Consider the following 20,242-nt stretch of genomic DNA (forward strand, 5'->3'; position numbering starts at 1 on the left):
GCCATGCTCTTCTGGTTTCAGATCCTTCTCTTCGTCGCCGGCTCCGCCGCGCTGGTGTACGTCTCGCGAGGGCCGCTGCGCCAGCCGGGCTCGCACGGGTTCTACCGCTTCTTCGCGTGGGAATGCATGCTGGTTCTCATCATCGTGAACCTGCCGGTCTGGCATGCCAACCCGTCATCGCCAGTGCAGATCGTGTCGAGCCTGATGTTCGTCGTGTCGATCTGGCTGCCGATCCACGCCGTCCGGCGGCTCAAGGCCGATGGCAAGCCGACCGAGGCGCGCGGCGACGACCCCGCCTTGTACGCCTTCGAGAAGACCTCGTCGATCGTCAGCACCGGCGCCTTCCGCTACATCCGCCACCCGATGTACACCGCGCTGATGCTGTTGGCCTGGGGCGCGTTCCTCAAGCAGTTCACCTGGCTCACGCTCGCGCTGGTGCTGGCCGCCACGGTGCTGCTGGTGCTGACGGCGCTCAGCGACGAGAAGGAATGCCTCGCGCATTTCGGCGAGGCGTACCGCGACTACATGGGGCGCACGCGGCGGTTTATTCCGTTCGTGGTTTAGCGGCGCGCGTCAGCATGCGCCCCGCGCGCGCGATCACGCGCGCCTCGCCCGCATCGCCGCGGTAGGCAAGAACGCCGTTCACATACACCCGCTCGATCCCCAGGCTCACGCCGTGCGGCTTGTCGTAGGTCGCGGTGTCGGCGATGGTCTCGGGGTCGAACACCACCACGTCGGCCATCGCGCCCGCCCGCAGCAGGCCGCGGTCGGCGATGCGCAGGTTGCGCGCGGTCATGCCGGTCATCTTGTGCACCGCCTGCTCGAGCGTGAAGAGGCGCCGCTCGCGCCAGTAGCGCGCAAACACGCGCGGGAACGCGCCCCACAATCGCGGATGCGGATGGCGGTCGTGCGGCAGGCCGTCGCTGCCGATCATGGTGAGCGGATGCGCGATCACGCGCTCCACGTCTTCTTCCTGCATCTGGAAATAGCAGGCGCCACCAGGCTTCAGGCGCACGGCGGCTTCCTGCTCGCTCACGCCCCACTCGCGCGCGATGTCGGCCACGAGCCGGCCGGTCATCTCGGGGTGCGGGTCGGACCAGGTGAGCAGCACGTCGATGACGCCGTCGACGAGGTCCTCGCGCAGCACGGTGGAGCCCGCAACGTAGGGATAGGCGTCCATCGCGATCTGCTGCCGCTGGGCCAGCGCTTCGATCAGCGGCAGCGTTTCCTTGGTGCGGCCCCAGTTGGCGGGACCGGCGCACTTGTGGTGCGAGATGACCAGCGGCACGCCGGCGTCGAAGGCCGTGTCGCCAGCTTCGTGCAACGCCTCGATGATCCGCTGCATCTCGCTGCGCAGGTGCGTGGCGTACACGCCGCCGTGGCGTGCGACGACACGTGCGAGCGCGGTCACTTCCTCGGCCGGTGCGGCAAAGGCCTCTTCGTAGAAGAGCCCCGACGACATCCCGTGCGCCCCTTCGGCCATGCAGTCGTCGAGCAGCGCCGCCATGCGCGCGAGTTCGTCGCCGGTCGCGGCCCGGTCGAGCGCGGCCATGGTCGCGAAGCGCAAGGTGGTGTGGCCCACGAGCGCCGCCACGTTGAGCGCGGGTTGCGCCGCATCGACCGCAGCGCGGTAGGCGGCCATGCTCGCATGCCGGAACGAGTCGGCGCCGAGCAGCGTGAGGGGCGGCAACGACTGCGGCGTGCGGTAGGGCGCGAGCGAGATGCCGCAATTGCCGGTGACCACCGTGGTGATGCCCTGCGAGAGCTTGGGCAGGCACAGCGGATCGCGCAGCACGATCGCATCGTCGTGCGTGTGCGCATCGATGAAGCCCGGCGCGATCACCCTGGCGCGGCAGTCGACCACGTCGAGGTCGCAGAGCGAAAGGCCCATCGGGAGCCGCTCGCGCAAGCCTTCGCCGAGCGCGACGATGCGGTCGGCCGAGAGCAGCACGTCGCCGGTCCACGCGGGGCCGCCCGCGCCGTCGACCACCAGGCCGGCCTCGAGCAGCACAGGCCTCTGCGCGGTGCCCGTCGTCATGCCGCGGCGTCCTTCGGATGGATGCCGCCGCCGTCCCAGCTCTGCAGCGGATGGGTGCTGGCGTCGATGCCGTGGCGCTGGAAGGCCTCGCGCGCGCGCTGCAGCCGCTGCACGGCCGGCTCGCCGCGGCGCTGCGCCACCAGCACCGTGAGGATCTCGATCGCGGTGAGGTGCGTCAGGTAGGCGTCGATGCCGACGTGCATCACCGCGTCGTCGGGCACCGAGAGGCCGAGCAGGAAGTCGGCCCTGGCGGCGAGCGCGGTGCCCGGCCGCGTGAGCGCGACCACTTTGGCGCCCTGCCCGCGTGCGATGTCGACCGCGTCGAGCAGCGAGGGCATGCCGCCCACGTGCGAGATCGCGATCACCACGCCGCCGGGACGCTGCGCCGCGCCGGCCACCTGCTGCAGGTGGTAGTCGGCCCAGGCGTTGGCCGAGAGGCCGAGGCGGAACAGCCGCGCCTGCAGGTCGTTGGCCATGAACCACGAGGTGGCGCCCGCGCCATACAGGTCGACGTGCGGTGCGGCGGCGATGGCGGCCACGGCGCCGTCGAGCACCTGCATGTCGAGCTGGCTGCGCACGCCCGAGACCGAGGCCGCGGCGCTGCGCGCGATCTTGGAGACCACCTCGTCGGCCGCGTCCTCGATGTTCACGCGCCGATGCAGCGGCGAACCGCCGAGCGCGAGGTCCTGCGCCAGCGCGAGCTTGAATTCGCGCAGGCCGGCAAAGCCGAGGTCGCGGCAGGTGCGCATGATGGTCGGCACCGAGCTGCCCGAGCGCGCGGCCAGCGATTCGAAGCTTTCCTCGAGCACCCGATCGGGGTCCTCGAGGATCAGGTCGAGGATCGCGCGGCGCGTGGCCGGCGCGCCGGTGCGGGTCTGCGCGATCTTCTGGAGCAGCGAGGGCGTCATCGGTGCGCGCTTCAAAAGTGCATCGCCACCGCGTCGCTGACGCGGTAGTCGTTCTCGACGATGGGCATCCAGTGCCATTTGTCGAAGGTGGTGCACGGGTGCGAGATGCCGAGGCCGACGCGGTCGCCGACGGCCGGCGCCAGCGCCTCCTCGGCGGCGTCCCAGCGCAGGTAGGCGTGCTGGTCGTTCAGGGCGGTGATCTTCCATCCGGTGGGCACCGGCTCGGCGACCCGCGCGCCGCGTGCCGCGCGCGCGATCGGCATCGGCATCGAGAGGTCGAAGGAGATGTCGCGCTTGCCGACGGCAAGGATCGCGAGGCCCGCCTCGGGCCGCGACTGCACCGTGGCCCAGACTTCCATCGCGGGCACCAGGCCCTCGCCGCAGCCGCAGCCCAGGCGCTCGTCGACCGCGCTCACCATGCGCTTGTAGAAGCCATGGTCGTGCGTCACGTAGCAGCCCGAGCGCAGCAGGCCGCGCACCGGTGCGCCGAGCGCCGGCTTGAGCCGCCCCGCCACGAGATCGAAGATGGCCGAGCCGCCGGCCGACACCAGCACCTCGTCGGCCTCGAACAGGCCCTGCGTGTCGCAGTGGCGCGCAATGGCTTCGACGCGGTCCATCAGCGCGTTGGCGTAGGCGGCATCGGGTTCGCTGGCACCGGTGGCGCCCTGCCCTTCGTAGGTCTCGATGCCCACGAGCTTGACGGCATCGCTGGCGCGCAGCCGCGTGGCGAGCGCGACCGCTTCGTCGTGCGTGCGGCAGCCGGTGCGCGCACCCTCGACGCCGATCTCGAGCATCACCTCGAACGGCACGCTCTCGGCGTGGCGCGTCGACCAGTCTTCGATCAGCGCCAGCTGCGCGAGCGAATCGACCAGGAACACCACGCGCAGGTCGGCGTGCGCGGCAAGCAGCAGCTGGATGCCGGCGAGGTCCTCGTCGCCGACCACCTGGTTCGCGATCAACGTGCGGCGCGCGCCCGCGGCCACGCCCACGGCAAGCTGCGTGACGGTGGCGAAGGTCAGGCCCCAGGCGCCGGCATCGAGCTGGCGCCGGAACAGCTGAGGCGACATGGTGGTCTTGCCGTGCGGCGCGAGGTCGATGCCCCATTCGCGCACGCGGGCCTGCATCCATGCCAGGTTGTGTTCGAGCGCTTCGCGCCGCAGCACGGCCAGCGGCAGCGGCAGGTCGCCCGCGAGCACGTTCCATCCGGCCGCGCCGACTTCGCTGCGGCGGCGTGGCGGCTGGGTGCGCGGGTAGCCCTTGAAGCCGCTGCCGAGCAGCGGATCGTCGAAATCGTTGACAGGGGCGGTGTCGGCGAAGGTCATGGTCATGCGGCGATGTTGGAAAGCAGTTCCCGGCGAATGCAGGCGCTGTAGTGTCCGTTGGAAACCTCTTCGAGCGGCGGCACGGTGCGGGCGCAGGCGTCGATCGCGTGCGGGCAGCGGGTGCGGAACACGCAGCCCGACGGCGGCGCGATCGGGCTCGGGATGTCGCCCTTGAGAGCGACGTGCAGGGTCGGCGTGTCGGGATCGGGCCGCGGGCTCGCGGCCAGCAGCGCCTGCGTGTAGGGATGTGCGGGGCGTGCGAAGAGCTCGTCGGTGGTGGCCACTTCCATCACCTTGCCAAGGTACAGCACCACCACGCGGTCGCAGAGGTACTCGACCACGTCGAGGTCGTGCGAGATGAAGAGCATCGTGAGGCCGAGCCGTTCGCGCAGGTCGGCCAGCAGGTTGATCACCTGCGACTGGATCGACACGTCGAGCGCCGACAGCGGCTCGTCGGCCACGATGAACTCGGGCTCGACCGCGAGTGCGCGCGCCACGCCGATGCGCTGGCGCTGCCCGCCCGAGAACTCGTGCGGAAAGCGGCTCGCATGCTCGGCGCGCAGGCCCACGGTCTCGAGCAGTTCGGCAATGCGCCGCTCGCGGGCCTCTTTGCCCTTGTGCAGGCCGTGCGTGGCGAGCGCCTCGCCGAGGATGGCGCCGATGCGCATCTTCGGATTGAGGCTTGCATACGGGTCTTGAAAAATGATCTGCAGCTTGCTGCGCAGCCGGCGCATGCGCTCGCCCGAGAGCGCGCCGATGTCGTCGCCGCGGTAGAGCACCTGGCCCGCGGTGCGCTCGACCAGCCGCAGCACGGTGCGGCCGATGGTGCTCTTGCCCGAACCCGATTCGCCGACCAGGCCCAGCGTCTCACCGGGCTGGATCGCGAACGACACGTCGTCGACCGCGCGCACGGGACGGTCGCCGTTGCCGAAGTACTTCTTGAGCCCGCGGACTTCGATCAGGGGGGAAGCGGAGAGTGCGGTGGTCATGTGAGCCTCGCGAGCGGTACGTCGGGCTGCACGCGAATGCAGCGTGCCTGGCGCGCCGGCCGGATGTCGATCAGCGGCGGCACGGCCGACCGGCAGGCCGCCTCCGCATGGTCGCAGCGCGGCTCGAAGGCGCAGCCCGGCGGCGGCGCGAGCGGGCTCGACACCTGCCCGCGTATCGCGTACAGCCGCTTCGGCCGGGGCTGGCCCGCCGCGCGCGCCTTGCCCGGCAGGCAGGCAAGGAGCCCCTGCGTGTAGGGATGGCCCGGCTGCGCGAACAGCGGCCGCACGGGCGCGCTCTCGACCACGCGGCCCGCGTACATCACGGCCACGTCGTCGGCATGGTGCGCAACCACGCCGAGGTTGTGCGTGATGAACAGGATGCTCATGCCGGTCTCGGCCTGGAGCCGGCGCATGAGCGCGAGGATCTGCGCCTGGATCGTCACGTCGAGCGCGGTGGTGGGTTCGTCGGCGATCAGCAGCGTCGGGTCGCAGGCCATCGCGAGCGCGATCATCACGCGCTGGCGCATGCCGCCCGAGAGCTGGTGCGGGTACTCGTGCAGTCGCTGCGCCGCGGCCGGGATCTCCACCAGTTCGAGCATGCGCAGCGCATGCGCGAGCGCGGCCTTGCGGTCGAGCCCTTTGTGCAGCCGCACGCTCTCGGCGATCTGCTCGCCGATGGTGAACACCGGGTTGAGGCTGGTCATCGGCTCCTGGAAGATCATCGCCAGCTGGTTGCCGCGCAGCGAGCGCATCTCGCGCTCGTCGATCTGCAGCAGGTCGCGCGTCTGGCCTTCGCGCGTCACGAACGATGCGCTGCCGCTGACCTGCGCGTTGGCGGTCTTCGGCAGCAGGCGCATCAGCGTGAGGCTGGTGACCGACTTGCCCGAGCCCGATTCGCCGACCAGCGCGGTGGTCCGGCCGGGCCGGATCGAGAAGCTCACCTCGGCCACGGAACGCACCAGGCCGTCCTCGGTGGGAAAGCTGGTGCTCAGGTTGCTGACCGTGAGACGGGGGATGTCGTTCGCGTTCGTCATCACGAGGTTTTCTTGAGCTTGGGGTCGAGCAGGTCGCGCACGCCGTCGCCGAGCAGCTGCAGCGAGAGCGCCGTGAGGATGATCGCCAGCCCCGGGAACAGCACCACCCAGAAGGCCTGGTGCGCGTACTGCTGGCTGCCCGCCACCATGGTGCCCCAGGTCGGTATCTCGGGCGGCACGCCGACGCCGAGGAACGACAGCCCCGCCTCGGCCAGGATGGCGTAGGCGAAGATGAACGAGACCTGCACCAGGATCGGCGACATCAGGTTGGGCAGGATGTGGCGCCACAGGATGCGCGAGGTGCGCACGCCGAGCGCGCGCACCGCCTCGACGAACAGCAGCTCGCGCACCACCAGCGTCGAGGCGCGCACCACGCGGGCCACGCGCGGCGTGTAGACCAGCACCAGCGCGAGCACGGTGTTGAGCAGCGAGGGCCCGAGGATCGCCACCAGCGCGATCGCCAGCAGGATGTCGGGGAAGGACATCATCGCGTCGACCACGCGCATCAGCGGCGCGTCGAGCCGGCGGAAGAAGCCGGCCGCAAGGCCCAGCGCCGTGCCCGCGACCACCGCGCCGATCGCCGTGAGGGCCGCGATGGCGAGCGAATAGCGCGCGCCGTGGAGGATGCGCGAATACATGTCGCGGCCGAGCTCGTCGGTGCCGAGCAGGTGTTCGGCGCCCGGCGCCTTCAGCCGCTGCAGCACGGCGGTGTCGTTGGGATCGATGGAAGCGAACAGCGGCGCGCCGACCGCAAGCACCGCGATCGCCAGCAGCACGAGCGCGGACAGCATCACGATGCGGCGGTGCATCAGCTGGCGGAGCATTCGGGGCATGCGCATCGTTCAGACTTTCACGCGCGGATCGACCACTGCATACAGCAGGTCGATCGAGAAATTGATGAGCACGTAGATCGCGGCAATCACGAGCAGCGCACCCTGGATCACCGGGTAGTCGCGCCGCAGCACGGCGTTCACCACCAGGTTGCCCACGCCCGGCAGGCCGAACACGGTTTCGGTGACGACGGCGCCGCCGATCATCAGCGCGACCGTGAGGCCGATCACCGTGACGATCGGCACCAGCGCGTTGCGCAGCGCATGCTTGAGCACGACCACGCTTTCGCTGAGCCCCTTGGAGCGCGCGGTGCGCACGTAGTCCTCGCCGAGCACGTCGAGCATCGAGGCGCGCGTGAAGCGGATGATGAGCGCGGAGTTCAGCAGGCCCAGCACCGCGGCCGGCAGCACCAGCGCATGCAGGCGTTCGGCGAGCGGCGCATCGGGCGCGCCGTAGCCCGAGACCGGGAACCAGCCGAACGAGACCGCGAACACCTGGATCATCACGATGCCGAGCCAGAAGCTCGGGATGCTCGCGCCGAGCATCGCGATGCCGGTGAAGAGCTGGTCGACCATGCGGCCGCGGAACACCGCCGAGACGATGCCGCAGGGCACGCCGATCGACGCCGCGATCGCCACCGCCATCAGCGCGAGCAGCGTGGTCGGCTCGGCCCGCTCCCAGAGCGCCTGTGCCACCGGGCGTTGCAGGAAGATCGAGGTGCCGAGGTTGCCCTGCAGCACTTCGCGCAGCCAGTAGCCGAACTGCACCGGCAGGGGCTTGTCGAGGCCGTAGTCCTTCTGCACGCGCGCGATGTCGGCCGCGGTGGCCTGGTCGCCCAGCAGCACCGAGACAGGGTCGCCCGAGGCGGCGCGCGTGAGCACGAAGACGAGCACCGCGACGATGGCAAGCACGACCAGCATGCCGGCGGCGCGGGAGGCGATGTAGCGGATCATTGGAGGGAGGGTCGCGTCGGATGCCGAGGGCGCCTACTTGATCCGGGCGTTCCAGAAGAACGGCCAGGTCGCGGGCTGGTAGTTGTCGAGCGCCGGGCTCTTCGCGGAGAGGCCGTTGAACTTGCCGACGTTGATGTACGGCACTTCTTCGTAGACCACCTGCTGCACCTTGCCCCACAGCGCGGCACGCTTGGCCGGGTCGCTCTCGGTGTTGAAGGCGGTGAGCGCGGCCTTCTTGGCGGGCGTGTCCCACCAGCCGGGTGCGCCGTCGCCGAGCTGCGGGGGCGAGAGCATTGGCTCGGGGAACTGGCCCGAATGCGTGACGTAGATGTCCCAGAGCTTGGGGTCGTTGCGGCGCTGCACCAGCGTGGCCCAGTCGACCACGTTGAGGTCGACCTTGAAGCCCGCGCGCTTGAGCTGCTCGGCCATCAGGAGCGACATGTTGTAGTGGAAGTCGTACTGGCGGCTCGTGAGCACGCGGATCGGCTCGCCCTTGTAGCCGGCCTTGGCCGCAGCCTCCTTGGCCTTGGGCGCGTTGCGCTCGTTGTAGCGCGCGGTGCCTTCGGTCGAATAGAACGGCGAGCCCTTCGGGAAGTGGTTGCCCTCGGCCACGAAGAAGCGCGTGTCGCCGAAGCCGGCCGCGAGCATCTCGCCTTCGCCGAGCGCCGACTGGATCGCCTGGCGCACCGCCTGGTTGGCGGCCACGCCCTCCTTGGTGTTGAGCACCAGATACGGAAAGCCGAACGCGGGCGTCATGATCGGCACGATCTTGCCGCCCGACTTCTCGAGCCGCGGCAGCGCCTCGACCGGCAGCAGGTCGGCATAGTCGTACTGGCCCGCCAGCGCACCCTCGACGCGCGTGCTGGCATTGGGCACGGGCACGAAGCGCAGCTCCTCGATCGCGGCCTCGCGCTTGCCACCGTAGCCGCTCGCGGGCTCCTTGCGCGCGCTGTACTTGTCGAAGCGCGTGAGCAGCACGAACTGGTCGGGCCGGCGCTCCTTGAACCGGTAGGGGCCGGTGCCGACGAAGTCCTTGAGCGGCGAGGCGATCGAGTCCTTGGCCATGATCGCCGCCATGCCGCTCGGCAGCGCGAGCTGCGACAGCAGCGGCGCATACGGCGCCTTGAGCACGATCTCGACGTTGAGCGGGCCCTTGGCCTTGAGGCTCTCGATCTCCTTGCCGACGGCCTTGCCGCGCGGCGACTGCTCCATCCAGCGCTGCAGGCTCGCCACCACGTCGTCGGCGTTGAGCTCGCGGCCGCTGTGCAGCATCACCCCTTTGCGCAAGGTAATGGCGTAGGTCTTGCCGTCGGCCGAGATCTTCGGCATGGCCTCGGCGAGCATCGGCACCACGTTCCACTTGCCGTCGAAGGTGTAGAGCGTCTCGTAGACGTGCTGCATGATGGTTCCGACCAGGTCCGCGGTCGACGCCATCGGATCGAGCGTCTGCGGTTCGGCCACCATCGCCAGCGTGGCGTGGTTGCGCGGCCCTTGCGCGTTGGCCGGCGTGTGGGGCAGCGCACAAAGCAGCGCAAGCAGCAGTGAAGCGCCGAGCAGGCTGCGCCGGGACGGCATGGGGCGCGGCAGGCGGGCTGCGGAAAGACCGGCGTGGGGCATGGGAACTCCTTCGTGGGCAGACAGGTTTTGAAAGAAATTTTCTTTCTTGCCCGCACTTTGAAGCAGTATTCACGCCTATTCATCCGTGAAAACCCGTGTTTGTCACTTTTTCTGAAATAGATTTTCAGATTGGCTGGATACTGGGGCCTGCGATTTTTCTTTCCACCGACCCCCTGCAGGAGTTCACGCATGCCCCTCGAATACCTCGGCGCCCCGCCCGTCGCCTCCGACCGCCAGGCCCGCCCTTTTTCCCCGGCCGTGCGCGCCGGCGACTTCATCTATGTCTCGGGCCAGGTGCCCGCCAATGCCGACGGCGAGATCGTCGTGGGCGGCATCGAGGCGCAGACACGCCAGGTGATGGAAAACCTCAAGAAGGTGCTGGCGCTGGCCGGCGCCACGCTCGACGACGTGTGCAAGAGCACCGTCTGGCTGCACGACGCGCGCGACTTCGGTGCCTTCAACCGCGTCTACATAAGCTACTTCGGCGAGAACAAGCCCGCGCGCTCGACCACCGAGGCGCGGCTGATGGTCGATGCGAAGGTCGAGATCGACGTGGTGGCGTACAAGCCGAAGGGCTGAAGAAAACCGCGACCGGCTTTCTCAGCCGTGCAGCTCGGTCTTGCGCTGGATGATGCGCGACACCAGCCCGTACTCGACCGCTTCCTCGGCCGACAGCCAGCGGTCGCGTTCGATGTCGGTCATCACGACCTCGATCGGCTTGCCGGTCTCGCGCGCGATCTCGTGCGCGATGCGATGCCGGGCCTTGATGATCTCCTGCGCCTGGATCGCGATGTCGGTCGCCTGCCCGCCCGCGCCGCCGCTCGGCTGGTGAATCAGGAAGCGGGTGTTGGGCAGGCACACGCGGCGCTCGCGTGGGGCGGCAAGGAACAGGTGCGTGGCGGCGCTGCCGACCCAGCCGGTGCCGATCATGTTCACCGGCGCACTGATGAAGCGCACGATGTCGTGGATCGCATCGCCCGATTCGAGGTGCCCGCCGGGCGAGCTCACGAGGATGTCGATGGGCTTGTCGGTGCTGTCGGCATCGAGCGCGATGAGCCTGCGCGTGACGTCGGCGGCCACCGAATCGGTGATGCCGCCGAAGATCAGCAGCGTGCGCGATTTGAAGGCTTTTTCCTCGAGGTAGGAATTGCGCGGCTCGGCCGTGGCCGCAGGCGTGGTGTCGTCGTCGGTGTCCAGTGAAAACATGGCTTTCGCTCCGGTGAGATGAATGGCGTCGGCCTTAGATTACGCCCTGCGCCAGCATCGCGTCGGCCACGCGCACAAAGCCCGCAACATTGGCGCCGTCGACATAGCTCACGCGGCCGTCGGCGCGCTCGCCGTACTGCAGGCACGACGCATGGATGCCCTGCATGATCTGCAGCAGGCGTGCATCGACCTCGTCGCGCGTCCACGCCAGGCGCGAGGCGTTCTGGCTCATCTCCAGGCCCGAGGTGGCCACGCCACCCGCATTGCTCGCCTTGCCGGGTGCATAGAGCACGTCGTTGGCCTCGAACACCTTCACCGCCGCCATGGTCGAGGGCATGTTGGCGCCCTCGGCCACGCAGACCACTCCGTTCTTCACCAGCAGCGCCGCATCGTCGGCGTTGAGCTCGTTCTGGGTCGCGCTCGGCAGCGCCACGTCGACCGGCACATGCCACGGCGTCGCACCAGCGATGAAGCGGGTGCCGGTGCGTTCGGCGTAGTCGCTGACGCGGCCGTAGAGGTGGTTCTTCACGTCCATCAGCACGGCGAGCTTCTCGGGTGTGAAGCCGTCCTCGTCGACCACGGTGCCGCTCGAGTCGGACACGGTGACGACCTTGGCGCCGAGCGCCATGGCCTTCTCGATGGTGTACTGGGCCACGTTGCCCGCGCCCGAGACGCTGACGCGCAGGCCGTCGAACGAACGGCCCTTGCGCTTGAGCATCTCCTGGGCGAAGTAGACGTTGCCGTAGCCGGTGGCTTCGGGCCGGACCAGCGATCCGCCGTAGCTCAGGCCCTTGCCGGTGAAGACGCAGTCGGCGCGGTTGGTCAGCTTCTTGACCATGCCGGCCATGAAGCCGATCTCGCGGCCGCCCACGCCCACGTCGCCGGCCGGCACGTCGGTGTCGGCGCCGACGTGGCGGAACAGTTCGGCGGCAAAGGCCTGGCAGAAGCGCATCACCTCGCCCTGGCTCTTGCCCTTGGGGTCAAAGTCGGCGCCACCCTTGCCGCCGCCCATGGGCAGCGTCGTGAGCGCGTTCTTCAAGGTCTGCTCGAAAGCGAGAAACTTGAGGATCGACAGGTTGACCGACGGATGGAAGCGCAAGCCCCCCTTGTAGGGGCCGATCGCGAGGCTGTGCTGGATGCGAAAGCCCCGGTTCACGCGGACCTCGCCATGGTCATCGACCCAGCACACGCGGAAGACGATCACGCGCTCGGGCTCGACCAGCCGCTCGAGCAGGCCGTGCGCCGTGTACTTCGGGTGCTGCGCGATGTAGGGCCAGAGGCTCTCCATGACCTCGGTCACGGCCTGCAGGTACTCGGGCTCCCCGGGGTTGCGCTGGGCGACGTGGGCGAGAAAGTCCTCGACGGATGCGTGCTTCATTCCAATCAATCCAATTCCAAAACGGTGCACAACCCTGTGCGGACCGTGCATTTTGCCGGATCGATGAGCCCATCCTGGTGCGCGGCGCATTGATGACGTGCATCAGCGCCGCCGATGTCCCTGCACGAAAGAATCAGCCGGCCAGGCGCCCCGCCACGAGTTGCAGCACGCGGTCGCAGCGGCGCGCGAGATCCTGGTCGTGCGTGACCATGACGAAGGCGGTCCGGTGCTTGTGCGCGAGCTCGAGCATCAGCGCGAACACCGTGTCGGCGGTGCTGCGGTCGAGGTTGCCGGTGGGCTCGTCGGCCAGCACGCAGGCGGGCTGCGTGACCAGTGCGCGCGCGATCGCGACGCGCTGGCGCTCGCCGCCCGACAGCTCGGCCGGACGGTGGTGCAGGCGCTGGCCCAGGCCCACGCTGTCGAGGATCTTCGCGGCCGCAGCGGCGGCCTCCGACGATTCGGCGCGCCGGATCTTGAGCGGCATCGCCACGTTGTCGAGCGCGCTGAACTCGGGCAGCAGATGATGGAACTGATAGACGAAGCCCAGGTGCCGGTTGCGCAGGCGCCCCTGCTCGGCCGCATCGGCATGGGCGATGTCCTTGCCGAGCAGCTCGACCTTGCCGCTGGTGGGTTCGTCCAGGCCGCCCATCAGGTGCAGCAGCGTGCTCTTGCCCGATCCGGAAGCGCCGACGATCGCGAGCGTCTCGCCCGCGTGCACGTCGAGGTCGACGCCGTGCAGCACGGTCAGGTCGATGCGGCCTTCGTGGAAGCGCTTGGTGAGGCCGCGGGCCTTGAGCACCACGTCATTGCCGGCGGCGGTAGGGGCGAGTTCACTCATAGCGCAGGGCCTCGGCGGGATTCACGCGGCTCGCGCGGTAGCTGGGGTACAGCGTGGCAAGAAACGCCAGCACCAGCGAGATGATGGCGATCGGCATGATGTCGCTGCGCTGCGGATCGCTCGGCATCTTGCTGATCAGGTAGATGTCCTTCGGCAGGAAGCTGGCCTGGAACAACTGTTCGAGAAAGGGCACGATCACGTCGATGTTGTAGGCAATGCCGAGGCCGAGCGCGAGCCCGGCCACGGTGCCGATCACGCCGACCATGGCCCCCTGCACCACGAAGATGCCCATGATGCTGCGCGGCGAGCTGCCGAGCGTGCGCAGGATCGCGATGTCGGCGCGCTTGTCGGTCACCGTCATCACCAGCGTGGAGACCAGGTTGAACGCGGCCACTGCCACGATCAGCGTGAGGATGATGAACATCATGCGTTTCTCGACCTGCACGGCCGCGAACCAGGTCTTGTTCTGCCGCGTCCAGTCGCGGATGAGGAACTGGCCCGGCAGCGTGACGGCCATCTGGTCGGCCACGTCGCGCGCTTCGTTCAGGTCCTTGAGCTTGATGCGGATGCCGCTCGGGCCCTCGAGCCGGAACACGCGCTGCGCGTCCTCCGCGTGGATCATGGCGAGCGCCGAGTCGTATTCGTAGTGACCCGAATCGAAGGTACCGACCACGGTGAACTGCTTGAGCCGCGGCACCACGCCGGCCGGCGTGACCTGCCCGCCCGGTGCCACCAGCGTGACCTGGTCGCCGGGCTGCACGAACAGCGCGCGTGCGAGCTCGCCGCCGAGCACGATGCCGAACTCGCCCGGCACCAGTTTGTCGAGCGTGCCCTTCTGCGCGGTGGTGGCGATGTCGGTCACCTCGGGCTCGAGCGCCGGCACGATGCCGCGCACCAGCGTGCCCTTCATGTCCTCGCCGCGCGCGATGAGCGCCTGCGTGGCGATGAAGGGCGCGGCACCGATCACCTCGGGGTTCTGGCGCGCCGCGGCCATGATCGCGTCGAGGTCGGGCAGGGCCTGGCCGTCGCGCGACAGGATCTCGATGTGCGAGACCACGCCGAGCATGCGGTCGCGCACCTCTTTCTGGAAGCCGTTCATCACGCTGAGCACGATGATCAGCGCCGCCACGCCGAGCGCAATGCCGAGCATCGACACGCCCGAGATGAAGGAGATGAAGCCGTTGCGCCGCGTGGCCCGGCCTGCGCGCGTGTAGCGCCAGCCGAGCTGCAGTTCATAGGGAAGTCGCATAAGTTCAGTGGTCCAAGGCGCGTTGCGCGCGCCGAGATTGTGGCATCCCGGACAATAGCCGGATGGCCGAAGCCCCCCCACGACACCTGTTGATCCCCTTCGCCGGCCGCGGTTCCCCCGCATGCCGCGCGGCCCTGCCCGCGCTGAGGCTGCCGAACCTCGAATCGCTGCTGTCACGCCTCACGCTGGTCGACACCGACCCGCAGGACGAAAGCACGCGCTCCCCGCCCCACGAAAGGGCGCTGGCGCGGGCGCTGGGCATCGCGTCCGACGACGGCTGCATTCCCTGGGCGGCGCTCGAAGCGCGGCAGGCCGGCATCGCCGAGCCGCACGACCGCGAAGCCTGGGCGCGGCTGTCGCTGTGCCATTGGCAAGTCGGCATCGACGACGTGGTGCTCGGCGACCCGGCCGCCATCGAGATCGACGCGGCCGAATCGGCGGCGCTGCTCGAGGCCGCCCGCCCCTTCTTCGAGGAGGACGGCATTGCGCTGCATGCGTCGCACACGCCGGGCCGCTGGCTGGCGCGCGGGCGCATCTTCGACGGGCTGCCCACGGCCTCGATCGACCGCGCGGTGGGCCATCCGATCTCTCAATGGTCGCCGCTCGCCGACGCGGCCCGGCCGCTGCGCCGGCTGCAGAACGAAATGCAGATGCTTCTCTACACCCAACGCGTGAACGACGAGCGCGCCGCGCGCGGCGTGCCCGCGATCAACTCCTTCTGGCTCAGCGGCACCGGTGCGCTGCCGCCGGACACCACGGTCGCCTCGCCGCCGCCCGAGGTCAGCGAGGCGCTGCGCGTGCCCGCGTTGCGCGACGACGGGCCCGGCTGGGCCGAGGCCTGGCAGGCGCTCGACGCCGGCGCCGTGGCCGACCTGCTGGCGGCGTACACCGCGGGCACGAACGTCACGCTCACGCTGTGCGGCGACCGCGCCTCGCAGCGCTACGGCGTGCAGCAGCAGCGCGGCCTGCTCGGCTGGGCCCGGCGCCTGTTCGAACGCGCCCAGGCCACCACGGTGCTCGAGGCCCTATGAAGATCATCGCCAGGGACATTCCACCGCGCAGCGCCTGGGCGCTCGAACAGGCCGGCGTGCATCCGCTGCTGGCGCGGCTCTTTGCCGCGCGCGGCGTGCTGGCGGGCGACGAGCTCGACGACGGCCTGGCGCGCCTGCTGCCGCCCGACACGCTGCACGGCACGCGAGAGGCGGCGGTGCTGCTCGCCGATGCGATGAACCAGGGCAAGCGCCTGTGCATCGTGGCCGATTACGACTGCGACGGCGCCACTGCCTGCGCCGTGGCGGTGCGCGGCCTGCGGCTGCTCGGCGCGCAGCACGTGGGCTACCTCGTTCCCGACCGCGTGGTCGACGGCTACGGCCTCACGCCTCCCATCGCCGAACGCGTGGCCGCGAGCGGCGCCGACGTGCTCATCACGGTCGACAACGGCATCGCGAGCGTCGAAGGCGTGGCCGCGGCCAAGGCGCGCGGCCTGCAGGTGCTGGTGACCGACCACCACCTGCCCGGCCCCGAACTGCCGGCGGCCGACGTGCTGGTGAACCCGAACCAACCCGCCTGCGCCTTCGAGAGCAAGAGCATCGCCGGTGTCGGCGTGATGTTCTACGTGCTGCTCGCGCTGCGCTCCGAGCTGCGCGCGCGCGGCATCTTCACGGCGGCCACGCAGCCCAAGCTCGACGTGCTGCTGCCGCTGGTCGCGCTCGGCACCGTGGCCGACGTGGTCAAGCTCGATGCCAACAACCGGCGCCTGGTGGCGCAGGGATTGCGGCGCATCCGGGCCGGCGCGATGCCCGCGGGCATCGCGGCGCTGTTCAGGGCGGCGGGGCGCAACGCGCCGGCGGCCACCACCTTCGACTTCGGCTTCGCGCTGGGCCCGCGCATCAACGCGGCCGGACGGCTCGCGGACATGACGCTCGGCATCGAATGCCTGCTGACCGACGATGCAGCCCGCGCCGACGAGCTCGCGCGGCTGCTCGACGGCATCAACCGCGAGCGCCGCGACATCGAGGGCGGCATGCGCGAGCAGGCGCTGCTGCTCGCCGAATCGCTGTTCGGTGCCGACGTCGAAGGCGCCGAGACCACGCCCGCCGCGATCAGCGTGTTCGGCGCCGACTTCCACGAGGGCGTGGTCGGCATCGTGGCTTCACGCATCAAGGACCGCTTCCACCGGCCGACCTTCGTCTTCGCGGCGAGCGGCGCGCCCGGCAAGGAACACGAGCTCAAGGGCTCGGGGCGCTCGATCCCGGGCTTTCACCTGCGCGATGCGCTCGACCTCGTGGCCAAGCGCCACCCGGGCGTGCTGCTGCGGTTCGGCGGGCATGCGATGGCGGCCGGCTGCACGGTGGCGCGCGACCGGTTCGAGGTGTTCGAGCGCGCGCTGGCCGAAGTGGCGCACGAATGGCTCGATGCCGCCACGCTGACCCGCCGCATCGACACCGACGGCCCGCTGGCGCGCGAGTACATGCGCATCGACCTCGTCGACACGCTGCACCGCGAGGTGTGGGGCCAGGGCTTTGCGCCGCCCACGTTCAGCGAAGAGGTCGAGGTGGTGTCGCAGCGGCTCGTCGGCGAGAAGCACCTCGCGCTCAAGCTGCGCCACCAGGGCCAGCCCGTCGACGGCATCTGGTTCGGCCGCACCGAGCCGCTGCCGCCGCGCGTGACGCTCGCGTTCCGGCTCGATGCCGACGAATGGCAGGGCGTGCGTCGCGTGCGATTTCTCGTCGAAGCTGCCGAACTCCCTTGAGCCGCGCTCAACCGCGGTTGCGATGAATTGATTCGGCTTCGACGATCTGGTGCAGCACCTTGCCGGGGTCGATGCGCTCCGTCAGCGCTCGGACCTCGCCGTGGCTTTCGGGTGGCAGTTCCATCTTCTCGGCCATGCGGGTGACGAGGCGCAGCAGCGCGGTCATCTCGCGCTCGTTCAGCAGGTCGATCTGCAGGTCGAGGTGGTGCCGCCGCTCGCTTTCTTCGGCCGACATGTTCTGGCTGATGAGGATCAGGATCGCAAGCACGATCGCCTCGATCGAAACCATGAAAAGCAGGAAGGTGAACGGATACGGGTCGACAGGCCAGACCCATTGGTTGAGCGCGATCCAGACGGCGAAGAATGCCAGGTTCCACCACAGGAAGGCCACCGTGCCGCAGAAGCGCGCCACGCGGGAGACCAGCCGGTAGAGCGGCGGCTTGGACCGGCGGCTGTCTTCTTCGAGCGCCAGGATCGCCTCGATGTTGCGATGCGTCAGGTCCTGGATCGTTGGATGCCCGTGGCGACCGTTCTTGCGGTGTGCGGTGGTGTGCGGGTTCGTGTCGTTCTTGTCAGGCGCCATCGCCCGTGCTCCGGAGTCGAGAGCTTGCAAGATGCGCAAACCGCGCGTCCACCGGCGTAGGCGCGCGTCGTCGTTCGATGCAGGCGAAGTGCAGTCGCGCGACACGACGGGCGCGCATTCGGGACGCATTCCTACGCGGGCGCCCCGCCGCGGCACTAGCGTGGCATCTCCGAAGCAGGAGTTCCCGCACCATGAAGACGACCACCGCCCCCGCCAGGAGATCCGCCGCGAAATCTGCCGGCTCCACCGCCGCCCGGCAACGTGCGGTCCAGCAGGCACAAGACGCCAAGGACAAGGCCAAGCCCACGGCCAAGAAGCCGAGTCGGCCGGCCCAGATGGGCGAACGCGCCCAGCCGGCCAACCCGATGCCGGCGCAGCACCTGAAGAAGCCCGGCAACGAGGCGGACCTTGCGCTGCAGCCGCGCTTCGAGGCGCCCGACTACAAGGGCAGCGGCAAGCTCGAGGGCATGGCCGCGCTGATCACCGGCGGCGACTCGGGCATCGGGCGGGCGGTTGCGGTGCTCTATGCCCGCGAGGGTGCCGACGTGGCGATCGCCTACCTCGACGAGGACGAGGACGCCGAGGAAACGCGGCGCCATGTCGAAGCCGAAGGCACGCGCTGCACCCTCATTCGGGGCGATGTCTGCGACCCGGCGTTCTGCCGCGAGGCGGTCGCGCAGACGGTCGATGCCTTCGGCAAGCTCGACATCCTGGTGAACAACGCGGCCTTCCAGCTGCATGCCGAGTCGATCGAGGACATCACCGACGAGCGCTTCGAGATGACGCTACGCACCAACGTCTTCGGCTACTTCCAGATGGTGCGCGCCGCAGTGCCGCACCTCGGCCAGGGCGCATCGATCATCAACACCGGCTCGGTCACGGGCCTCGAGGGCAGCGCCCACCTGCTCGACTATTCGACCACCAAGGGCGCGATCCACGCCTTCACCAAGTCGCTCGCGAGCAACCTGCTGCCCAAGGGCATCCGCGTGAACGCGGTGGCGCCGGGGCCGGTGTGGACACCGCTGAACCCGGCCGACAGCCCGCCCGAAAAAATCAAGGACTTCGGCAAGGCCACCGACATGCAACGCCCGGCGCAGCCCGAGGAACTCTCGCCGGCCTACGTGTTCCTGGCCGCGCCGAGCTGCGCGGGCTACATCACCGGCATCGTGCTGCCGGTGACGGGCAGCGTCGGCGCGGTGTGAGCCGGCGGTCGCGGCGGCCGGCGCAGAGTGTGCGACGTCATGGCGTCGAGCACGCTCAACGCCGTGACCAGAGCGTCGACCATCGGCACCTTGATCCCGGGAATCGACGCGCTGCGGATCGGCCACCCACCGATCTTTCATTGGACCTTCTTGTTGTTGAGGGTGAACGCTCCGGGCTGCAATTGCGCAAAGGCTTGGATGTTCTTTATTCATCCAATGCCATATCGATGGACTGATCCGCCATTTGCTCTTCCGGACGGTCGCTATTTCCACGCTCTCAAATAGCGGCAAAGCGGGTGACGATTCCCATTTGCCGTCACTAGGCCGCATGATGGTTCTGCACACGCGCAGGACGCGACCGTCGTTTCTTTCCGAATTCGTGACCTAAACCACGCAGAGCCACGGGCTACGGCCGCGATGCCTCATGATCGTTACCTGGCGGTCATGCCTTGCGCCGCATCGGGCAACGCGACGCGGCGGCAACGGGCAGCTTTTTCAGATGCGAAACGGCAGCGAGCGGATGGCCTGTTTTTGTGGATGGGCAATCAGCGCAACAAGAAAAAGCCCGAGGCGCCTTGTGGGGCGCTACCGGGCTTTGAAGATGGTGCCGCTTGTCGGAATCGAACTGACGACCTTCCGCTTACAAGGCGGGTGCTCTACCAATTGAGCTAAAGCGGCATGATTGCTGAGTGGGTGAATTCTACCGAAGGCTTGCGGAGCGTTGCATTCGCCCCCGGCCCGGCTTCTTTTCTATTTGATTCGCTTGAGCGAAGGGCGGTTGCCGCCGCCGGTCGGAGGGCGCGGCGGCTCGTCGGGGGCGTTCTCGTCGACGCCCGATGCGTCGCTCGAGTCTTCGCCAGACACCAAGTGGACGATATTGTTGGCATCGCCCTCGGTGCCCCGGGACGCATCCCGCAGCGGCATGCGCGCTGGCGCCGAGGCCGTTGGCAATACCGGCTCTGCGCCCGCTTGGCCGTCTTGCGTGCTGAGAGGCACGGCGGGCGGGAAAGCCATGCCCTGCCCGTTCTCGCGTGCATAGATGGCGATCACGCGGCCCACCGGCACGACGATCTCGCGTGCCGAGCCCGCGAAACGCGCCTTGAACTCGATGAACTCGTTGCCCAGCTTGAGAGAGCTGGTCGCGTCGAAGCTCACATTGAGCACGATCTCGCCGTTCTTCACGTACTCGCGCGGCACCTGCACGGTGTCATCCACCTGCACAGCGACATAGGGCGTGAACCCGTTGTCGGTGCACCATTCATAGAGCGCCCGAATCAGGTACGGGCGGGTGGAGGACGACTCGAGCGCGTTGATCATGAAATTTCTACTACCGTGCCCCGTG

At 69.0% G+C, this 20,242-nt stretch carries 19 protein-coding genes and 1 tRNA gene; 5 read left to right on the forward strand and 15 right to left on the reverse strand.

Annotated features, from left to right (window positions below; translation table 11 throughout):
• The first annotated feature begins 3 nt into the window (after positions 1 to 3).
• Positions 4 to 564, forward strand: a complete 561-nt coding sequence (locus AC3A6R_RS08555; protein ID WP_487859389.1) for a methyltransferase family protein — start codon at positions 4 to 6, stop codon at positions 562 to 564.
• On the opposite strand, the gene AC3A6R_RS08560 is transcribed toward AC3A6R_RS08555, so the two are convergent.
• Genes AC3A6R_RS08560 through AC3A6R_RS08595 form a run of 8 tightly spaced genes read right to left on the reverse strand, consistent with a single transcriptional unit; the run spans position 545 to position 9,692 of the window.
• Positions 545 to 2,038 (reverse strand): N-acyl-D-amino-acid deacylase family protein, encoded by a 1,494-nt coding sequence (locus AC3A6R_RS08560; protein ID WP_487864255.1) that lies wholly within the window; start codon positions 2,036 to 2,038, stop codon positions 545 to 547. The two genes, AC3A6R_RS08555 and AC3A6R_RS08560, sit on opposite strands and share 20 nt — an antisense overlap.
• Positions 2,035 to 2,946 carry a MurR/RpiR family transcriptional regulator gene (locus AC3A6R_RS08565; protein WP_487859387.1) on the reverse strand — a complete coding sequence of 304 codons (912 nt, stop codon included), beginning with the start codon at positions 2,944 to 2,946 and terminating at the stop codon, positions 2,035 to 2,037. Before AC3A6R_RS08565 ends, AC3A6R_RS08560 begins: the two co-directional genes overlap by 4 nt.
• A gap of 11 nt (positions 2,947 to 2,957) precedes the next feature.
• Positions 2,958 to 4,274, reverse strand: coding sequence for an amino acid deaminase (locus AC3A6R_RS08570; protein WP_487864256.1), 1,317 nt, complete (start codon positions 4,272 to 4,274; stop codon positions 2,958 to 2,960).
• Positions 4,271 to 5,257 (reverse strand): ABC transporter ATP-binding protein, encoded by a 987-nt coding sequence (locus AC3A6R_RS08575; protein ID WP_487864257.1) that lies wholly within the window; start codon positions 5,255 to 5,257, stop codon positions 4,271 to 4,273. Before AC3A6R_RS08575 ends, AC3A6R_RS08570 begins: the two co-directional genes overlap by 4 nt.
• Positions 5,254 to 6,291 (reverse strand): ABC transporter ATP-binding protein, encoded by a 1,038-nt coding sequence (locus AC3A6R_RS08580; protein ID WP_487864258.1) that lies wholly within the window; start codon positions 6,289 to 6,291, stop codon positions 5,254 to 5,256. Before AC3A6R_RS08580 ends, AC3A6R_RS08575 begins: the two co-directional genes overlap by 4 nt.
• Positions 6,291 to 7,130 (reverse strand): ABC transporter permease, encoded by an 840-nt coding sequence (locus tag AC3A6R_RS08585; RefSeq protein ID WP_487859383.1) that lies wholly within the window; start codon positions 7,128 to 7,130, stop codon positions 6,291 to 6,293. Before AC3A6R_RS08585 ends, AC3A6R_RS08580 begins: the two co-directional genes overlap by 1 nt.
• Positions 7,131 to 7,133: 3 nt before the next feature.
• Positions 7,134 to 8,075 (reverse strand): ABC transporter permease, encoded by a 942-nt coding sequence (locus AC3A6R_RS08590; protein ID WP_487859382.1) that lies wholly within the window; start codon positions 8,073 to 8,075, stop codon positions 7,134 to 7,136.
• A 33-nt stretch (positions 8,076 to 8,108) separates the two neighbouring features.
• Positions 8,109 to 9,692 (reverse strand): ABC transporter substrate-binding protein, encoded by a 1,584-nt coding sequence (locus AC3A6R_RS08595; protein ID WP_487864259.1) that lies wholly within the window; start codon positions 9,690 to 9,692, stop codon positions 8,109 to 8,111.
• Between the two features lie 189 nt (positions 9,693 to 9,881).
• On the opposite strand from AC3A6R_RS08595, the gene AC3A6R_RS08600 reads away from it, so the two are divergent.
• Positions 9,882 to 10,271: a RidA family protein gene (locus tag AC3A6R_RS08600; protein WP_487864260.1), complete on the forward strand. Its 390-nt coding sequence runs from the start codon at positions 9,882 to 9,884 to the stop codon at positions 10,269 to 10,271.
• 21 nt (positions 10,272 to 10,292) lie between these two features.
• Here the strand turns inward: AC3A6R_RS08600 and AC3A6R_RS08605 are convergent, their stop codons facing one another.
• The 4 genes from AC3A6R_RS08605 to AC3A6R_RS08620 all read right to left on the reverse strand — a co-directional run bounded on the left by AC3A6R_RS08605 (position 10,293) and on the right by AC3A6R_RS08620 (position 14,363).
• A complete protein-coding gene (locus AC3A6R_RS08605) occupies positions 10,293 to 10,898 on the reverse strand; it encodes an ATP-dependent Clp protease proteolytic subunit (RefSeq protein WP_487859379.1) in 606 nt (201 codons plus the stop codon).
• 34 nt (positions 10,899 to 10,932) lie between these two features.
• Complete coding sequence (gdhA, locus tag AC3A6R_RS08610; protein ID WP_487864261.1) at positions 10,933 to 12,276, reverse strand: NADP-specific glutamate dehydrogenase; 1,344 nt, start codon at positions 12,274 to 12,276, stop codon at positions 10,933 to 10,935.
• Positions 12,277 to 12,409: 133 nt separating this feature from the next.
• A complete protein-coding gene (lolD, locus tag AC3A6R_RS08615) occupies positions 12,410 to 13,114 on the reverse strand; it encodes a lipoprotein-releasing ABC transporter ATP-binding protein LolD (RefSeq protein WP_487859377.1) in 705 nt (234 codons plus the stop codon).
• On the reverse strand, positions 13,107 to 14,363 hold the full coding sequence (locus tag AC3A6R_RS08620; RefSeq protein ID WP_487859376.1) for a lipoprotein-releasing ABC transporter permease subunit: 1,257 nt from the start codon (positions 14,361 to 14,363) through the stop codon (positions 13,107 to 13,109). Before AC3A6R_RS08620 ends, lolD begins: the two co-directional genes overlap by 8 nt.
• A gap of 62 nt (positions 14,364 to 14,425) precedes the next feature.
• Between AC3A6R_RS08620 and AC3A6R_RS08625 the strand changes: the two genes are divergently transcribed.
• Together AC3A6R_RS08625 and recJ are read left to right on the forward strand one after the other, a co-directional pair.
• Positions 14,426 to 15,394: a hypothetical protein gene (locus AC3A6R_RS08625; RefSeq protein ID WP_487864262.1), complete on the forward strand. Its 969-nt coding sequence runs from the start codon at positions 14,426 to 14,428 to the stop codon at positions 15,392 to 15,394.
• Positions 15,391 to 17,115, forward strand: a complete 1,725-nt coding sequence (gene recJ, locus AC3A6R_RS08630; RefSeq protein WP_487859374.1) for a single-stranded-DNA-specific exonuclease RecJ — start codon at positions 15,391 to 15,393, stop codon at positions 17,113 to 17,115. The genes AC3A6R_RS08625 and recJ overlap by 4 nt, the downstream gene beginning before the upstream one ends.
• 7 nt (positions 17,116 to 17,122) lie before the next feature.
• On the opposite strand, the gene AC3A6R_RS08635 is transcribed toward recJ, so the two are convergent.
• Positions 17,123 to 17,698: a DUF1003 domain-containing protein gene (locus AC3A6R_RS08635; protein WP_487859373.1), complete on the reverse strand. Its 576-nt coding sequence runs from the start codon at positions 17,696 to 17,698 to the stop codon at positions 17,123 to 17,125.
• A gap of 191 nt (positions 17,699 to 17,889) precedes the next feature.
• Between AC3A6R_RS08635 and AC3A6R_RS08640 the strand changes: the two genes are divergently transcribed.
• Positions 17,890 to 18,900 carry an SDR family oxidoreductase gene (locus AC3A6R_RS08640; RefSeq protein ID WP_487859372.1) on the forward strand — a complete coding sequence of 337 codons (1,011 nt, stop codon included), beginning with the start codon at positions 17,890 to 17,892 and terminating at the stop codon, positions 18,898 to 18,900.
• Positions 18,901 to 19,502: 602 nt separating this feature from the next.
• Here AC3A6R_RS08640 and AC3A6R_RS08645 read toward each other — a convergent pair.
• Positions 19,503 to 19,578 (reverse strand) — tRNA-Thr (locus AC3A6R_RS08645).
• Positions 19,579 to 19,650: 72 nt separating this feature from the next.
• Entirely contained in the window at positions 19,651 to 20,217 is a 567-nt protein-coding gene (locus tag AC3A6R_RS08650; RefSeq protein WP_487864263.1) for a ClpXP protease specificity-enhancing factor, read from the reverse strand.
• Positions 20,218 to 20,242 lie beyond the last annotated feature (25 nt).

The organism is Variovorax sp. Soil_C_19 (assembly GCF_057657255.1).

What these genes read in the sequence shown, in the direction of transcription:
- AC3A6R_RS08590 (WP_487859382.1), bottom strand. Translation starts at nt 8,075, where the DNA reads ATGATCCGCTACATCGCCTCCCGCGCCGCCGGCATGCTGGTCGTGCTT.
- AC3A6R_RS08585 (WP_487859383.1), bottom strand. Translation starts at nt 7,130, where the DNA reads ATGCGCATGCCCCGAATGCTCCGCCAGCTGATGCACCGCCGCATCGTG.
- AC3A6R_RS08600 (WP_487864260.1), top strand. Translation starts at nt 9,882, where the DNA reads ATGCCCCTCGAATACCTCGGCGCCCCGCCCGTCGCCTCCGACCGCCAG.
- AC3A6R_RS08560 (WP_487864255.1), bottom strand. Translation starts at nt 2,038, where the DNA reads ATGACGACGGGCACCGCGCAGAGGCCTGTGCTGCTCGAGGCCGGCCTG.
- AC3A6R_RS08625 (WP_487864262.1), top strand. Translation starts at nt 14,426, where the DNA reads ATGGCCGAAGCCCCCCCACGACACCTGTTGATCCCCTTCGCCGGCCGC.
- gdhA (WP_487864261.1), bottom strand. Translation starts at nt 12,276, where the DNA reads ATGAAGCACGCATCCGTCGAGGACTTTCTCGCCCACGTCGCCCAGCGC.
- AC3A6R_RS08635 (WP_487859373.1), bottom strand. Translation starts at nt 17,698, where the DNA reads ATGGCGCCTGACAAGAACGACACGAACCCGCACACCACCGCACACCGC.
- AC3A6R_RS08570 (WP_487864256.1), bottom strand. Translation starts at nt 4,274, where the DNA reads ATGACCATGACCTTCGCCGACACCGCCCCTGTCAACGATTTCGACGAT.
- AC3A6R_RS08640 (WP_487859372.1), top strand. Translation starts at nt 17,890, where the DNA reads ATGAAGACGACCACCGCCCCCGCCAGGAGATCCGCCGCGAAATCTGCC.
- AC3A6R_RS08575 (WP_487864257.1), bottom strand. Translation starts at nt 5,257, where the DNA reads ATGACCACCGCACTCTCCGCTTCCCCCCTGATCGAAGTCCGCGGGCTC.
- AC3A6R_RS08620 (WP_487859376.1), bottom strand. Translation starts at nt 14,363, where the DNA reads ATGCGACTTCCCTATGAACTGCAGCTCGGCTGGCGCTACACGCGCGCA.
- recJ (WP_487859374.1), top strand. Translation starts at nt 15,391, where the DNA reads ATGAAGATCATCGCCAGGGACATTCCACCGCGCAGCGCCTGGGCGCTC.
- AC3A6R_RS08565 (WP_487859387.1), bottom strand. Translation starts at nt 2,946, where the DNA reads ATGACGCCCTCGCTGCTCCAGAAGATCGCGCAGACCCGCACCGGCGCG.
- AC3A6R_RS08580 (WP_487864258.1), bottom strand. Translation starts at nt 6,291, where the DNA reads ATGACGAACGCGAACGACATCCCCCGTCTCACGGTCAGCAACCTGAGC.
- AC3A6R_RS08650 (WP_487864263.1), bottom strand. Translation starts at nt 20,217, where the DNA reads ATGATCAACGCGCTCGAGTCGTCCTCCACCCGCCCGTACCTGATTCGG.
- AC3A6R_RS08555 (WP_487859389.1), top strand. Translation starts at nt 4, where the DNA reads ATGCTCTTCTGGTTTCAGATCCTTCTCTTCGTCGCCGGCTCCGCCGCG.
- AC3A6R_RS08605 (WP_487859379.1), bottom strand. Translation starts at nt 10,898, where the DNA reads ATGTTTTCACTGGACACCGACGACGACACCACGCCTGCGGCCACGGCC.
- AC3A6R_RS08595 (WP_487864259.1), bottom strand. Translation starts at nt 9,692, where the DNA reads ATGCCCCACGCCGGTCTTTCCGCAGCCCGCCTGCCGCGCCCCATGCCG.
- lolD (WP_487859377.1), bottom strand. Translation starts at nt 13,114, where the DNA reads ATGAGTGAACTCGCCCCTACCGCCGCCGGCAATGACGTGGTGCTCAAG.